The organism is Psychrobacter sp. PSP (genome assembly GCF_024085615.1).
Taxonomy (GTDB): Bacteria; Pseudomonadota; Gammaproteobacteria; order Pseudomonadales; family Moraxellaceae; genus Psychrobacter; species Psychrobacter pacificensis.
Map to the genome: position 1 here is coordinate 356880 of NZ_JABLTF010000021.1, position 16758 is coordinate 373637.

Annotated in this window: 12 protein-coding genes; 4 read left to right on the forward strand and 8 right to left on the reverse strand. The window is 44.4% G+C overall.

The window, feature by feature from the left end; translation table 11 throughout:
• Window positions 1–885 precede the first annotated feature (885 nt).
• From HL061_RS13365 to HL061_RS13390, 6 genes are all read right to left on the reverse strand, one after another.
• A complete protein-coding gene (locus HL061_RS13365; RefSeq protein WP_071003567.1) occupies window positions 886–1848 on the reverse strand; it encodes a sulfurtransferase FdhD in 963 nt (320 codons plus the stop codon).
• Window positions 1849–1938: 90 nt separating this feature from the next.
• Window positions 1939–4269, reverse strand: a complete 2331-nt coding sequence (locus tag HL061_RS13370; protein ID WP_071001261.1) for an FdhF/YdeP family oxidoreductase — start codon at window positions 4267–4269, stop codon at window positions 1939–1941.
• Window positions 4270–4459: 190 nt separating this feature from the next.
• Window positions 4460–5254 (reverse strand): ABC transporter ATP-binding protein, encoded by a 795-nt coding sequence (locus tag HL061_RS13375; RefSeq protein ID WP_071001262.1) that lies wholly within the window; start codon window positions 5252–5254, stop codon window positions 4460–4462.
• Window positions 5255–5318: 64 nt separating this feature from the next.
• On the reverse strand, window positions 5319–6218 hold the full coding sequence (locus tag HL061_RS13380; RefSeq protein ID WP_071001263.1) for an ABC transporter permease: 900 nt from the start codon (window positions 6216–6218) through the stop codon (window positions 5319–5321).
• Between the two features lie 442 nt (window positions 6219–6660).
• Window positions 6661–7692, reverse strand: coding sequence for an ABC transporter substrate-binding protein (locus tag HL061_RS13385; RefSeq protein ID WP_071001264.1), 1032 nt, complete (start codon window positions 7690–7692; stop codon window positions 6661–6663).
• Between the two features lie 133 nt (window positions 7693–7825).
• Window positions 7826–8890 (reverse strand): ABC transporter substrate-binding protein, encoded by a 1065-nt coding sequence (locus HL061_RS13390; protein ID WP_252962986.1) that lies wholly within the window; start codon window positions 8888–8890, stop codon window positions 7826–7828.
• Between the two features lie 737 nt (window positions 8891–9627).
• On the opposite strand from HL061_RS13390, the gene HL061_RS13395 reads away from it, so the two are divergent.
• A complete protein-coding gene (locus HL061_RS13395; RefSeq protein ID WP_071001267.1) occupies window positions 9628–10038 on the forward strand; it encodes a hypothetical protein in 411 nt (136 codons plus the stop codon).
• A 107-nt stretch (window positions 10039–10145) separates the two neighbouring features.
• Here the strand turns inward: HL061_RS13395 and metG are convergent, their stop codons facing one another.
• Window positions 10146–12245 (reverse strand): methionine--tRNA ligase, encoded by a 2100-nt coding sequence (metG, locus tag HL061_RS13400; protein ID WP_167669380.1) that lies wholly within the window; start codon window positions 12243–12245, stop codon window positions 10146–10148.
• Between the two features lie 363 nt (window positions 12246–12608).
• The gene (locus HL061_RS13405) at window positions 12609–14024 is read right to left on the reverse strand and encodes a GntP family permease (RefSeq protein WP_071001268.1); all 1416 of its coding nucleotides are present in this window, start codon (window positions 14022–14024) and stop codon (window positions 12609–12611) included.
• A 357-nt stretch (window positions 14025–14381) separates the two neighbouring features.
• On the opposite strand from HL061_RS13405, the gene HL061_RS13410 reads away from it, so the two are divergent.
• The 3 genes from HL061_RS13410 (at window position 14382) to HL061_RS13420 (ending at window position 16693) form a co-directional block, all read left to right on the forward strand.
• The gene (locus HL061_RS13410) at window positions 14382–15095 is read left to right on the forward strand and encodes a CoA transferase subunit A (protein ID WP_071001269.1); all 714 of its coding nucleotides are present in this window, start codon (window positions 14382–14384) and stop codon (window positions 15093–15095) included.
• Window positions 15096–15220: 125 nt separating this feature from the next.
• Window positions 15221–15850, forward strand: coding sequence for a 3-oxoacid CoA-transferase subunit B (locus HL061_RS13415; RefSeq protein WP_093068991.1), 630 nt, complete (start codon window positions 15221–15223; stop codon window positions 15848–15850).
• Between the two features lie 42 nt (window positions 15851–15892).
• Window positions 15893–16693, forward strand: coding sequence for a 3-hydroxybutyrate dehydrogenase (locus HL061_RS13420; RefSeq protein WP_071001271.1), 801 nt, complete (start codon window positions 15893–15895; stop codon window positions 16691–16693).
• Window positions 16694–16758: the final 65 nt, after the last annotated feature.

Genomic DNA, 16758 nt, shown 5'->3' on the forward strand with positions numbered 1-16758 from the left:
AAGTTTAATAGTATAACTTTATCCAAAACTGTTAAGAATACAATAAAGCCCATAAAAGTTTTATGTAGAGGCATCACACAGTGCTAACAGTTAGCCGTCATAAAAAGCAGTCAGCGCCGACCCAAATGCCGCGCGCTGGCGCACTTGGTGTTTTAAGGGTAGATCCTGCAACCTGTAAATGACAACTGCCCATTGACATCATGCCGGTTACTCACTGTTGTACGTCATTTGAAAAAATCACATGCAACAGTGAGCCACATTTCACAAAAATCGCAGGGAGTCATCAGCATGCGTCTGTTGATGGATAGTCCATCACGCTGTCAAGTGGTCATACTTGATAATAGCTGGCTGCTATAGAGCGCTGACAAGGCAGGTATCTACAGCAAAATTATGAATAAGCACTCAGCCATCTGCTGATGACGGTGCTAAGTGTAGACAGCTTTATCGGCTAATATTATGTATAGCCGGCTGAAATACACCCAAGCATGAGCGAATTTTTGCCCATGATTAGGTAATTGACGCATTACCTGTAGTTAAGTATCAAACACGCTACAGCCCTGATGCGTTGCACCATAGGCTAAGTATTTATAAATAAAACTACAGCTATGTTAACTATGTGTAACATACTCGTGCGCTAAGAGTACCCTATTCTGCCGTGAAGCTCAAATCTATCGGTCAGTTATCTGTCATAAATGACCAAAAGGCAGAGGCAGATCTCAAGAAAAATGGCATTCACAAATGGGGTTTATGGAAAGGTGTTTGTGAGGGTATCAATAAGGCTAACATATTGAATGGTGGCAGTATTAAATGATCAATGTGAGGGTATCAAAGTAAACGAATCGATGATAACGACAGGATTTAGAAAATGTGGTTAGGCAATACTCATCAAATGCCAGTGTAGTAGGTGACTCTATTGTCACGCAAAAACCCAGCCAGTCCCAAACCATAGCGCTGGGCGACCCGTACGGCCGTACTGGTGGGCGCAGACATGCCAACGAGCCAAGGGATACGCCCCCGAATCGATTTTTGTACCAACTCAATCGATAATCGTGAGGTCATGAGTACGCAATCAACCTCTACTTTTTGTCGCAGTTGCCAACCGATTAATTTGTCGAGTGCATTGTGACGGCCTACGTCCTCAAACAAGTACAACTGCTGATTGTATATCGTCGCTGCTGCATGCACAGCTCCTGTCAGTTGGTGTGTATGCTGTGTGGCATCTACTTGCTGACGTAGTACTAATAGATACTCAAGGCTTGGCACGGTTGCCTTAGAACCATGTATGTTTGCTTGTGAGTAGTGGCTCAAGTCGGGCAATGCCTGTGTCAGCCCCGTGATGCCGCACATACCGCAGCCTGTACGCCCTGCCAGTTGGCGCTTTTGGGCTTGGATGCGCTGATGGCAGCGTTGGTTTAGCACCAGCTCTACGATATAGATATCATAATCTTGAAATTGCTCTAAGCGTTGCTCAATGGAGGCGAATTCAAGATCCCCATCGTTTAAGGATTGAGCAAACTTTTGGTAGCTGGCAATATCTGTAAGATGTGTCACTTCCCAATCAAGTAATTCATGACTGTGCTGAATCAAGCCCTCGCTAAATAAGAACCCAACAGCCAAATACTCTAGTTGGTAAGGGCTGGCCATCAGTACCGCATAATGAATCCCATTAATAACGATTGATACCGCTGCCTCTACTGCCAAACTGGTGGTTTGAGACTCAATACAGCTTTGAGGTATATCGGCTCCATGAGCCTTGTCCGATGGATAATGATGCTTCTGCGCTAAATGTTTGCGAGCGAGCATTGTCTCGGCTGCGCTATTATCATTATCCTCAGATATCTCAGTCATAATCACTCTAGTTTCAGTTGTCTCTGCCATCATAGCCATTTTGCTAGAGGACTCACTTTGCTCAAAATTACTTTCAGTGATCATTACCACTTATACAGGTTCGGCTGTCTGAACACTTGTATTCACACGCTCTAAGATCACGGTCGTCGATTTGTATGCTGGGATATGAGAGTCTGGCGCATGGGTATCCAAATCAAACAGGTCGTTACATTCAGGATAATAGGCGGCGACGGCATTGGCGGCGATATCCATCTCAGTCAATATGAGAGGCCCTAGTACGCGCGGCTTGTTTTTATGCGCTGTGTGGCTTGAGCTGCTGGCGTGCCGCGATACCATCACCTGATCTCCTTTTTGCCAGCCTAGGCGGCTGATTTCATCTGGATGCATGAATAGCACATCTCGGCGGTTGGTCTGGCGATAGCGGTCTTTGAATCCAAATATCATCGTATTGAACTGGTCATGACTACGAACGCTGGTCAGTTGCCAAACCTTTTGCGTTGTGTCCTCATGATCAATGTCATGTGTGTCCGCCATTTGGGCTGCAACGTACGTAATGGAGTAATGCGGTACTTCAAACTGAGCTTTGCCACTCTCGGTATTCCATACACGATGGCGCGCTGCATGATACAAATGAAACCCGCGCTCATTGGTACGAATGCGCTGATTGAAGTTTTCAAAACCGTTAATAGCTTGGGCGATATAGTCTCGAATGAGATCAAAATCTTCGCTCATTGCAAGCCAAGGAATAGAGGAGTCAGCACCAAGTACATGTGTCGCAAGCTCCGCTATAATCTTTGCCTCAGACTTTAAGTTATCACTCACAGGTTTAAGCTTACCTTGGGTTGGAACTATCTGACACATTGAATCTTCAATCGTTGCAAACTGCTCACCTTTTGTTGTCAGGATACGCTCAGTACGACCCAGACAAGGCAGAATGACGTTGTTTGCTCCTGGGTATAGCATGGTTTCATTGAGCTTGGTACCGACAAATACATTGAGCTGAGTGGTGGTTAATGCTTGTTGAATAGCGCTCGTATCAGGGGCTGCCACAGCATAATTACCGCCCATACCCATAAACACTTTTAAGTCACCTTCGATAAGCGCTTTGGCGCCTGTGACGACATCATAGCCATGCTCTTTTGGCATAGGACGCTCAAAGACGCGCTCTAGACTGTCCAGTAAGGTTTTACTCGGGCGTTCATGGATACCCATGGTACGATCGCCCTGAACATTGGAGTGACCACGAACAGGGGAGGCGCCCGCACCATCAATACCAATCATACCCATCAATAATAATAGATTGGTAATCATCGCAACATTGTCATCGCCTTGCACATGCTGGGTGATACCCATGCCCCAAGTACAAATGGTCGCTGAACTATCAGCAACTAGCTTAGCGAGATTGACAATATCTATTTGAGGAATACCGCAGCCAAGCGTGATGTCTTCCCAAGTTTGCGCTGTTAGCCATTGTTTTAGCGGTTCAAAACCTGCGGTATGAGTAGTGATAAAGTCATGGTTGATTCTATCATTTTCAATCAGCCATTTAGCAATGCCCGTCAATAGCGCGGTATCACCGCCGATTTGAATTTGAATGACATCATCGACCATATCATCACTTTGACCTGCGGCCATATGCATTGGTTTTTGCGGATTTCTAAATCTACTCAAGCCTTGCTCGCGCATCGGATTAATCGAGATGATTCGGCATCCTTGCTCATGTGCATGGGCAAGCATCTCCAGCATTCGTGGATGGTTAGTCGCTGGGTTTTGCCCAAACATCAATATCAGTTTGGCTTGCTCAAAATCCTCTAGCATGACTGTCGCTTTGCCGACGCCTAGCTGTTTACCGAGCATCACTGAGGTCGGCTCATGGCACATGTTCGAGCAGTCAGGCAGGTTGTTGGTGCCAAAGCTGCGAACAAACAGCTGATACATAAAGGCCGGCTCGTTGGTCACGCGCCCTGAGGTATAAAATAGTGCTTCATTGGGTGAATCAAGCTTTCCAAGCTGCTCAGTGATTAAGCCATAAGCCGCTTCCCAAGGAATAGGGACGTAGCGATCTTGCGCGGCATCATAGTACATCGGTTCTGACAAACGCCCGCTATGCTCAAGTTCGTAGCCAGACCATCTTTGTAACTCGGTCACGGTATGCCTTGCAAAAAATTGTGCATCTGCCTTTTTCGTCATGGTTTCGCTGGCGATGACTTTGATGCCGTTTTCGCAGACGTCGATGCGCTTATGTGACTTATGGTCTGGCCACGCGCAGCCTGGGCAGTCAAATCCGCCTTGAGGTTGATTGCTTTTTAGGACGCTGACACTACCGCGTAAAAAGGTTTGATAATCCATCAGTTTGCGTGTCGAGGAGATCAGCGCAGGCCAACCTGCAGCAGGGTGGGAGTAAACAGGAATTTTGCGCATGACAGACCTCATCGATAAATGGCGGCATAATGGTGGTATCTCATCACTATATAATGCCCGCTGTACCGTGTGTAGCAGTAGTAACCATAGATAACAAAAAACCTTCAAGAAACATCAATTTTCTTGAAGGTTTTAGAAGCAATTAGAAACAGTAATGTCTGCTTTTTGAGAGTCAATAAGTTGAGACAGTCTAGCTCAAAATTAAGCTATCGTCTTCAACCTTTTCGCCGCGTGTTTGCTCGAACATATCTAACAAATCGTGTACGGTCATGCCGCGACGAATGTCTCCAGACACGTCCAAGACCACTTGCCCTTGGTGTAGCATCACGGTGCGCGTACCATGTGCCAATGCTTGTTGCATAGAGTGGGTCACCATCATGGTGGTGAGCTTATTGTCTGTGACAATTTTATCTGTCAATTCTAAAACAAAGGCGGCAGTTTTTGGATCAAGGGCAGCAGTATGCTCATCGAGCAATAAAATCTTAGAGGGCTGTAGCGATGCCATCAGCAGGCTCACCGCTTGACGTTGACCACCAGAGAGTAGACCCATACGGTCTGTCAGGCGATTTTCTAGTCCCAGTTTTAACACAGACAGTTTTTCACGGAACAAGTCACGGTTGTTTTGATTTAGTGCAAACTTCAAACCGCGCTTGCCGCCACGTTTATAGGCCAAGGCCATGTTTTCTTCAATGGTCAGCGCTTCACAAGTACCTGCCATCGGATCCTGAAAAACACGCGCGACCCAGTGTGCACGTTGATGGGCGGATTTTTTGGTGACATCAATGCCATTTAGCAGGATTGAACCACTATCGACGCGCGTGGTACCGCTGACTGCGTTCAAAAAAGTCGATTTACCTGCACCATTGGTACCAATAACAGTGACGAACTCACCATCAGCGATATTCAAACTAATACCACGTAGGGCAGGGTTTTCGATAGGTGTGCCTGGATTAAAGGTCAACTGTAAATCGGTGGCTTGCATCATAATCGTTATTCCTTATTATCTCTTCGGGCAAAGCAAGTGCTGTTGGTACTTGCTTAAACTGTCATTAGGCGCGAACTTTGCGTGATAAAAACTTCGTTTTCGCTTTTGGTAAGACCAACGCCAATACCACGAGTAATGCTGTGATTAAGTTCAAATCTTGCGGGCCAAAGCCGATACTACGCAGCGTATCGCTCGATAGTGCGACCTGAATAAACAGCTTGTACAATACTGCACCGACCACAACCGCAAAGGTAATTAACCAAATACGCTTGGCAGGAATGATGGTCTCACCAATGATGACTGCTGCTAGACCGATGACGATGGTGCCGATACCAATAGAAATATCAGCGCCGCCTTGGGTCTGGACAAATAGCGCACCTGCCAAGGCAATCAAGCCGTTAGAGATCGCCATACCGATGATGGTCATCCATGAGGTATTAATACCTTGCGCTTGTGCCATTCTCAAGTTTGAGCCAGTAGCACGCATTGATAAACCAGTTTCGGTACTATAAAACCAGTTTAAAAATAACATGGCAATCGCCACGACCACACCGATAATCAGACAGCGCATCCAATAACCATTGCCATTAGTCACTAAGGTACTAAATACCGTCGTTTCACCAAGTAGCGGTAGGTTTGGGGCGCCCATGATGCGTAGGTTGACAGAATATAGGGCAACCATCACTAAGATACTGGCAAGCAATTGTAGGATGCCAAGTTTGACATGCAGCCATGCAGTAACGATACCAGCGATTGAGCCTGCTAGCATACCAAAAGCACAGGCGAGCCACGGATTGACACCCGCAACGATAGAGATGCCAGCGACCGCGCCGCCCAGCGGAAAGCTACCGTCAGCCGTCAAGTCAGGAAAGTCAAGCGTACGAAATGAGATCAGCACACCAAGTGCGACGAGGCCATAGATCAGACCACTTTCAAGCGCACCAAAAAAAGCAATTAAAGACATAAGAGATCAGTAAGTCATAACTCAGTGTCTAGCGTATGGAACCAAGATAAGTGAGTGGCAAGCGCCAAAACCCTCTAAATGCTAAACAGCTAAGCGGTGAATTTAACAGATTAAGCAATCTGCGGTTAGGGTAAACCAAAACAGGTCACGATTAACAACGTTCATAAGTTACCTTGGTTTAAAGCGCTGATTCAAGCAACGGCAATATCCAATACAGCAAAAATGTATTTTACTTAACAAGTATCAGATAAGCCATAAGCTAACTACAGCAATATATGAAACAAGCTATTTAAACAGGTTCTGCTGAAACAAGAAGCCCAGCCTACTGACTCATAGCTGGGTTTCTTGTCAAACATTTAGCATGACAGCACAAAAGCGCAATCACTGATTCATATTATGATTTTGCTCATGGCTGCTATGGTAAGCCAAATACAAAGGTGCGTTATTCTACCACTTCTTTTGCTTTATCGATAACTGCTTGTGACAAAGTAATGCCTTCTTCTTCAGCATGTTTTGGGCTGACATACAGGTTAAGCGCTTGTGGGGTGTAAACAGGGATAGCGCCTGCTTTTTCACCATTCAAGATACGAACAACGATCTTACCCGTTTCACGGCCAAGCTCATAATAATCTACGCCTAATGCTGCAACCGCACCGCGCTCAACTGAGCTGGTATCTGAGGCGATCAGTGGAATCTTGCTTTCTTTGGCGATTTGATAGAGTGACTCGTAAGCGGATACCACGTTATTGTCTGTTGAGGTGTAGATCATATCGACCTTACCTTCTAGGCTACGTGCTGCCATTGCGATGTCATTACTACGCTGTGCTGGTGCTTCAAGCACGTTAATGCCTTGAGGGGTCAATTTCTCTTTTAGATTTTGTAAGATAATCGTTGAGTTGACTTCACCTGGACTATAGACATAACCGACATTTTTTAGTTCAGGAATGACTTGGCGCATCAATTCAATTTGCGGCTCATATGGTAGGGCATCTGAGGCTCCTGTCACGTTGGTGCCAGAGCCGTCCAAACTTGGCACCAGCTTGGCAGCGACTGGATCAGTCACCGCAGAGAATACCAGTGGAATGCTGCTCGTTGAGGCGGCCACAGACTGTGCAGATGGGGTAGCAATCGCTACGATCACATCTGGATCATCAGCGACGAACTGTTTGGCAATCTGACCGGCTGTCGCAGTGTTACCTTGTGCGCTTTGGAAGTTGACCGTTAGGTTTTCACCATCTTTGAATCCTGCTTCGTTTAACTCATCGATCACGCCTTTGCGTACATCATCAAGTGCTGGATGCTCAACGATAGCAGTGATAGCAACAGTTTTCATTTCGGTGGCAGTATCGCCAGTAGCCGCAGTATCAGTCGTGCTAGTATCTTGGGCTGATTGATTACAACCCGTTAAGATAGCAGTGCATACACCGCCTAGTAGTAACGCTTTGCCAAAATTAAAACGATTTTGATACAACATGGTTCTGACTCCTAAAAGTAATAATGTGTCCGTACATTATTTAATAGATGGGTAAAAGGGTAAAGCGAGCCACTTATGATGGCTACAGGGTATTTTTCAGTATTACTATTCAGCACTATTTATTTTATTCGTGCTATTTGTTATCAGTGCTTTGCGCTTGTTCATCAACATTGATGCCATTTTTTAGCAACTCTGCTGGCAAACTAACGCCTTGCGTTTTGGCATGCTTAGGGCTGATATATAAGGTTAGATCGTTCATGACGGCAGGTTCAATGTTATTGATCGCCTCGCCATTTAATACGCGATATACCATTTTGCCAGTGGTACGACCAAAGTCATAATCATTAACGCCAAGAGCAGCTGCCGCGCCGCGCTTCACGCTAAACTCATCAGACGCGACAATAGGGAGTTTCAACTCGTTTGCTGCTTGAGTCATGGCCTCAAAAGCAGAGGCGACGTTGTTGTCAAATGAGGTATAGATGATATCTGCGCGTCCTTGCAAGCTACGGGTTGCCATGCCGATATCGGTTGGACGATTGGCAGGGATATCTAACAATGTCAGATCTCGTGCTGGTAGCGCTTGTTTTAGGCTATCACGCAATGACACTGAGTTTGCTTCGCCTGGGCTGTAAACGAAGCCGATCGTTTTCATCTCAGGCTTTATTTGTTGTAGTAAATCTAACTGCGGCTCTAGAGGTAGCTGACTCGATAATCCTGTCAAATTGCTTTGAAAAGGCTTGCCATCTTCATTGATAAGCTTAGCGCCTAGTGGGTCTGATACGGCCGTATAAATGATAGGAATAGTAGTGGTAGCCGCGACAATCGACTGGGCCGATGGCGTCGAGATAGCGACGATGGCGTCCGGATTGTCTCCTGCAAACTGCTTAGCAATCTGTCCTGCTGTCGCTGTATTGCCCTGTGCACTTTGGAAGTTGACCGTTAGGTTTTGGCCTTCGACATAACCATTGTCTGCCAGCTCATCAATAATACCGCGGCGCATGTCATCCAATGATGGATGCTCAACGATTTGGGTAATCGCAATAGATTTGGCAGGTTTTTCTGCATCTGCAGCAGAGCTATTTTCAGTAGTGGCGGCTGTGTCAGTAGAGGAGTTCGAGCAGCCTATCAGGCCAAGTGTGCTAATGGCACTAAGAGCAACGCCATATAGGCTTAAGCGTAGAGTAGAAGCAATAGTCATTATTAGGATAACTCATAGGTTATATCAATCATAAAAACCAAGCGAGGACTGTCAGATTGATCAAGCCTACTAATAGCAATGCTCAAAGAATCTGTTTGGTTCTCTTTGGTTCTAAAAAAGATATTGGAGAATGCAGATTAGCCGAGTCAATACTACGTCTACGTCAACATAGCAGGCTAACCATTAATTAAAGTAATCGTTCCGTCGATTATTATGTTCATATTATGACAGCAATGTAAGTTATCGCAATAAAAAATTAAAGCGCATTCGTCATAGGCGTACTTAGTAAGACTATTAGGCATTGTCGTAACCACTGTCATAAGTGTGGTTTTGAGTATTTAACCATAAGAATTAGCCTCTTAAGGCATTGTCTTATCCAATAAACTGATAGTCAAAAAGCATACAAGCTAGCAACGCATCTATTACCAATCCACTTCATAATTAACGTAAGCTAATGTTTATATAAAAATTTTTTATATGAGAAGTAGGGTGCGTCCAAAATCCATATCATTATTATGTTGACGTGTTGAATATATAGTAAAGCCCAAATAAAACTGATATATCATCATAAACACACTCGATTAAATACTATTTTCCTTGCTTGCTGTGACTTCGTCTCCAGAGGCTGCGAAAAATAGCCTTTAATCTCGTTGTGTCATTTTTAAATTGACTTGACTATACAACGCATTCAAATATCTCATTACTATTATTCAAACGCATATTTTAAGGATAACATTATGAATACAGCTAATTTAAAGTTATTGACCATCGCTGGCATTACGGCAAGCTCATTGATTTGCCTGCCTGCTATGGCAAAAGACAATCATGGTAATGGGCACGGTCATGGAAATGGCAAGGGTAACTCTGCTCACATTAGTAAAGATTACAACCATAACAATTATCAAAATAATGGCAATGCCCACCCTAATATTAATGCGTATCGCAATGCTAGCCCTAACGCGTCATTCAAGCGTGACCTTGATAAATACGGTTATAGAGTAGTCGGCAAGATTGATAGAAGGGATTATGATCGTTCTGTTATTTTAGATCGTTATGATGACCGTTACGTACGTATCCGTACGCCAGACAATAAGATTGTGACAGTAATTAATAACACGTTGGAAATTATTGATGTTTTGAGTAGATAACAGCGCACTTTAATCTTTTAAGTCAGCCATAAAAAAACGGTCTATTTAGACCGTTTTTTTCGTTCTTTCTTTAATTATCACTTACACCACTACTTAAGTTAATATTTTTATGCGAGTACATCACCAATGACACAGTTATCAGGTAGCGTAACGACCGTTAGCTGAGTTTTTGGATCGCCTGATGACAAAATCATGCCCTCAGAGATACCAAATTTCATCTTTCGCGGGGCAAGGTTGGTCACGCAAATGACTTTCTTACCCGTCAGTTGCTCAGGCTCATAGAACTTACGAATGCCGCTAAACACGTTACGTGGCTTTTCTTCACCAACATCTAGTGTGAACTGTAGCAGCTTGTCCGCGCCTTCTACGTGATTGCACTCAAGCACTTTAGCGACTTTCATCTCAACCTTAGCAAAGTCTTCAATACCAATATAATCCGTTTGCTCGGCAACAGTATTAGCGTCTATTGCAGGTGATTTGTCTTTTGCGGCAGGCTTGTTATTTTCGGTCACAGCAGGCGCATCAGCTTGAGCTAATGATGCTTTAGAATCTTCTACCATGGCTTCAATATCTTTTTCTTCGATACGTTGCATCAGTGGCTTGAATTTATTGATTTTATGGCCTAATAACCACTCATTACGACTGGCAAAGCTTAAATCGTCAATATTCAAAAACTCTTTCGCATTTGCTGTCAGCTCAGGCAATACTGGTGCCAGATAGACCATCAACTGACGGAAAATGTTGATAGCGACCGAGCAGACGTCTTGAACTTCTTGCTCAGTGCCTTCCAATTTCGCGAGCGACCATGGTTTTTTGGCATCGATATATTCGTTGGCTTTATCCGCACACTGCATGATGAGGCGCATAGCACGTGAGAATTCACGATTCTCGTAAGCAGCAGCAATCTCATCGCCCGTTTTGGTAATGTCTTCTAATAGGCGCGGTTCAGCGCAAGTCTCAGACAGTATACCGTCGTACTTTTTAACCAAGAATCCTGCACTACGACTAGCGATATTGACCACTTTACCCACCAAGTCAGAGTTGACCTTTTGCATAAAGTCTTCTAAATCAAGGTTGATATCTTCGACTTTGTCAGACAGTTTGCTGGCGAAGTAATAACGTAAGTATTCAGGGTGTAAATGCTCAGCATACGTCTCGGCCTTGATGAAAGTGCCGCGTGACTTACTCATTTTTTCGCCATTGACCATCAAGAAGCCATGGGCAAAGACGCCCGTTGGCGTGCGCAATTCGCTACCGGCTAGCATGGCTGGCCAAAACAGTGCATGGAAATACACGATGTCTTTACCGATGAAGTGATAAACTTCGGTTTTGTGCTCGTTTTCTTGTGCCCAGTAGCGGTCAAAATCAAGCGCTTGCTCTGTTCCCGCACGCTTATCACATAGGTTTTTAAAGCTTGCCATGTAGCCAACTGGCGCATCAAGCCAGACATAAAAATATTTGTCTGGCTCATCGCTTGGGGTGTCTGGAATTTGAAAACCGAAGTAGGGCGCATCGCGCGAGATATCCCAGCTAGTAAGTCCTGCCTCAAACCATTCTTGCAATTTATTAGCCACTGAGGTTTGCAAGCGATTGTCACTGCGCGTCCAGTCCTGTAAGAACTGCTCAAACTCTGGCAAGTCAAAGAAATAATGCTTAGAAGTTTTAAGCACAGGCGTGGCATCCGATAACGTTGAGCGCGGGTTTTTCAGCTCAGTGGCATCATAAGTGGTGCCGCATACTTCGCAGTTATCACCATATTGATCTGGTGAATCGCACTCAGGGCAAGTGCCTTTGACAAAACGATCGGCTAAAAACAATTGCTTTTCAGGATCAAATAGCTGCTCGACATCTTTTGTGCTGATATGACCAGCCTCATTGAGACGACGATAAATCAGCTCAGAGAACTGTTTGTTTTCTTCTGAATGAGTGCTGTGGTAGTTATCAAAATTGATCAGGAACTTTGAAAAATCTGCTTCGTGTGAGGCTTTGACTGAGGCAATTTGCTCCTCTGGCGTGACGCCATTGGCTTCTGCTTTGAGCATGATGGCTGTACCGTGCGCGTCATCGGCACAGACATAAGTGACCTGATGGCCTTGCGCCTTCATCGCACGTACCCAGATGTCTGTCTGAATATATTCTACAAGATGCCCCAAATGGATGTCGCCATTGGCGTAGGGCAGCGCACTGGTTACTAAAATCTCACGCACTTTTATCACCTATATTTTTGTATAAATGGGTTAGTTATCGAACATCTTAAGCGGCTCATCGCTCATCGATGCGACATCGTTAATGCTAAAAACTTCTAAAAATAATAAAAAATCAAAAAGTGTGCCTATGATACCGTAATTCAGATAATTTTGTGATATTCCTTGGTAATTACTTCTCATTTGGCAAGCATTTATTAGCCATGAACGATAGGTTCACACCGCATGTTGATGGTCATAAACCAGCCATAAAAAACCCACCAAGCAGTGTGCTAAGTGGGTTTTTTATTTATCCATTATTCACTTAGATACCAGTAGTCAATAATAAATGGCTAAGTGACTAAATGATTAAATGACTAAGCTAGCTTAGAATGAACCAAACATCGTCCCTAAGATAATCACAGCAACCACAGCGACCAATGGAATGACCATCGTCACCATCGCCAAGTTCAAATAAGACTGTTTATGGGTCAAACCACAAATCGCTAGCAAGGTAATGACAGCGCCACTGTGTGGAAGCGTATCAAGACCACCTGCCGCCATAACGGCTACGCGGTGCATTAACTCAGGGTCGATACCCGCATTGACGGCCATTCTTAGATAGTCTTCACCCAAGGTCGACAGCGCAATACTCAAACCACCAGACGATGAGCCTGTGATACCAGCAAGCGTGGTCATCGCGACGGCTTCTGAGATCAGAGGGTTGTCAGGGGTAAGGTTTAAAATGCTATCACGAATGATAAGGAAGCCTGCTAATGATGCGATAACTGCGCCATAACCCACTTCTGATGCAGTATTAAAAATCGGCAGCATCGAGTCATAAGTACCACGGTTGATGGTTTTTTGTAGGTTATTCCAATGTCCGATGCGGAGCAGAATTAACACCACACAAGCGACGACCAACGAGATAATAATTGACCATAACCCGAGCGATCCATCTATATTTAAATCGGGAAACTGAGTTTTTAGGCTACTGAAATCTATCGATGGGAAAACCACATAGGTCAATATAGCGTTCAAGCCAATGACCAATATCAGCGGAATCATGGCAACGGTGAATGAAGTGTGATGAGTGTTTAATATATCAGCTTTTTTTGCAGCCGCTCCAACGCCGCCTACATCCTCTTCATCATGCTGACCATAACCTTCCCCCGCTGCATTTGCTTTGTTGGCACGTGACTGAAGCCACAACCAACCACCAATAAACATGATCGTACCGCCAATGATACCCAAAATAGGCGCGGCAAATACGTTGGTGTTGTAGTAAGGAATTGGAATAGCGTTTTGGATGGCTGGCGTGCCTGGCAGTGCAGTCATTGTAAAGGTAAATGACCCTAGGGCAATGGCAGCAGGAATCAAACGTTTTGGGATATCGGCTGCTCTGAACAAGTCCTTGGCAATAGGATAAATGGCAAACGCCACCACAAACAGTGATACCCCGCCATAGGTCAAAATAGCACAGACCAAAATCACCGCAAGAATGGCCTTGCTGGCACCGAGCTTTTCGACGACGGTATTGGCAATCGCGGTTGCCGCACCAGAGTCGGCCATCAAACGCCCAAACAATGCCCCTAGCAAGAATATAGGGAAGAATTTGAGTAAGAACCCACTTAACGCGCCCATAAAGACATCGGTATAAGCGGGGATGGTGTTTAAAAAATCACCTGATAGTAAGACTGCTAGCGTCGCCATAATCGGTGCTAAGATCAGCACAGAATAACCACGATAAGCAAAAAACATGAGTAATAATAGGGTGATGACAATCGCAAATGTACTAAACATGATAGCCCTCCTTGGCAAAATTAAGACAGCGTGTATGTCGCGATTATCGATGTAGGTCAATAAAATTAATCAAAATATGTAATTTTTGATTTTTTATCAAATATTAATCTTGGAATAATATGATATTGACTTGCCTCATACCTCGCTACTGTACTGTCTCATTCGTTCTTAGTGTTATTGTCTTCTCGCTGCGAGAATTATATGTTAAGTTAGCATAAGTATTTGATATATGATATATCGATATAAAATGTATTGATTTAAATTTAAAACAGTCAATGCGCTATTGATTGGCACAATAAATAAATCATGATAGATAATGGACGTTAATAACAAAAACAGACTTGCAAGGAGATAAGTATGAGTCGCTCAAAAGTATATAACAGTGCCGAAGAGGCGCTAAAAGGCATCGTCAGCGATGGGCAAACACTCGCTATCGGTGGTTTTGGTCTATGCGGCATTCCAGAAGCATTGATCGAAGCACTACGTGATAGTGGCGTTAAAGAGTTGACCTGTATCAGCAACAACGCTGGCGTCGATGATTTTGGACTTGGTCTGCTACTACAGACCCGCCAAATCAAGAAAATGATTTCATCATATGTTGGTGAAAACAAAGAGTTCGAACGCCAGTACTTGGCAGGCGAGTTAGAAGTTGAGCTAACCCCGCAAGGTACATTGGCAGAAAAGCTACGCTCAGGTGGTGCGGGTATTCCTGCATTCTATACAGCGACTGGTGTGGGCACATTAGTTGCCGAAGGTAAAGAAACGCGTGATTTTGATGGTCGTACTTATGTGTTAGAGCATTCATTACGTGCGGATGTGGCACTCATCAAAGCACAAAAAGCTGATAAAGCCGGTAACTTGATATTTAATAAGACCGCTCGCAACTTCAACCCAGACTGCGCAATGGCGGGAAAAATCACCATCGTCGAAGTCGAAGAAATCGTCGAGACAGGTTCGTTTGATCCAGATGAAGTGCATCTACCAGGTATTTTTGTGCAACGTATTGTATTGAATGCTAGCCCTGAAAAACGTATCGAAAAAACCACGACTAAAGCGGTAGAAGGCGCTTAGATAAAATCATGGTTGAGACTTATCGTCAGTTTTTAGATTGATAATAACTTAGATAGCTAATTGTTTAGATAGCTAACGATTTAGATGAATAGCAATAGAATATCGTAAAAAATAAGGAAATCAGCATGGCATGGACAAGAGAACAAATGGCGCAGCGCGCGGCAAAAGAGCTACAAGACGGCTATTATGTCAACTTAGGCATTGGTCTACCAACGCTAGTCGCTAACTATATTCCTGAAGGCGTAGACGTATGGCTACAATCAGAGAACGGCTTGCTGGGTATTGGTGAGTTTCCAACCGAAGACGCCGTTGATGCCGATCTGATCAATGCAGGCAAGCAAACCGTGACCGCAGAAGCAGGGGCCAGTTATTTTAGTAGTTCAGAGTCCTTTTCGATGATTCGCGGTGGTCATGTCAACTTAGCGATATTAGGCGCCATGGAAGTCTCAGAACAAGGTGACCTTGCTAACTGGATGATTCCTAAAAAAATGGTCAAAGGCATGGGCGGTGCGATGGATTTGGTCGCAGGCGTACAGCGTGTGATTGTATTGATGGAACAGGTCAACAAGCATGGCGAGCCAAAAATCTTAGCCAACTGTGAGCTACCATTGACGGGTAAGGGCGTGGTTGATCGTATCATCACTGAGCTTGCCGTATTAGACGTTACTGACAGTGGCCTAAAATTGGTTGAATTAGCAGATGGTGTTAGCTTTGACGAGCTACAAGAAAAAACGCCAGTTAGCATTGCTCAATAGGATTTATCTCCTAATATTTATAGATCATAATAAGGAACCTATATGTCCACCCAATTACAGCAGGATTTGACAGGTAAAGTGGCATTAATCACTGGCTCTGCAAGTGGTATCGGTCGTGATATCGCTGAGACTTATGCAAAAGCAGGCGCTTCGGTTGGTATTGCCGATATCAATCTTGAAGCAGCACAGCAAACGGTTGATGCCATTGAAGCAGGTGGCGGGCGTGCTCTTGCGATTGCGATGGATGTGACCTCTGAAGATGCGGTAAACGAAGGTGTACAGAAATTGGTTGATACCTTTGGCGCTATTGATATTTTGGTGTCTAATGCTGGTATCCAAATTATCGATCCTATCCATAAAATGACGTTTGATGACTGGAAAAAAATGCTCGCTATTCACTTAGATGGCGCTTTTTTGACCACTAAAGCCGCGATTAAGCACATGTATAAAGGCAATAAGGGCGGCACGGTCATCTACATGGGCTCAGTACACTCGCATGAAGCGTCACTTTATAAAGCACCTTACGTCACTGCCAAGCACGGCCTGCTAGGACTGTGCCGCGTACTGGCAAAAGAAGGTGCTGAGCATAATGTGCGCTCGCATGTGATCTGTCCCGGGTTTGTCAAAACGCCTTTGGTCGAAAAACAAATACCGCAGCAAGCAAGCGAGAAAGGTATTAGTGAAGAATCTGTCGTTAATGACATTATGCTAGTAAATACTGTCGATAAAGAATTTACAACGGTAGAGGATATTGCTCAGTTGGCACTATTCTTAGCGGCGTTTCCCAGTAATGTGTTTACAGGACAATCTATCGTTGCCAGTCATGGCTGGTTTATGAATTAATAGACAAATATTGCGCCTATTATAATAGAACAAACCACAATGTCAGACCTACTGGCGTTGTGGTT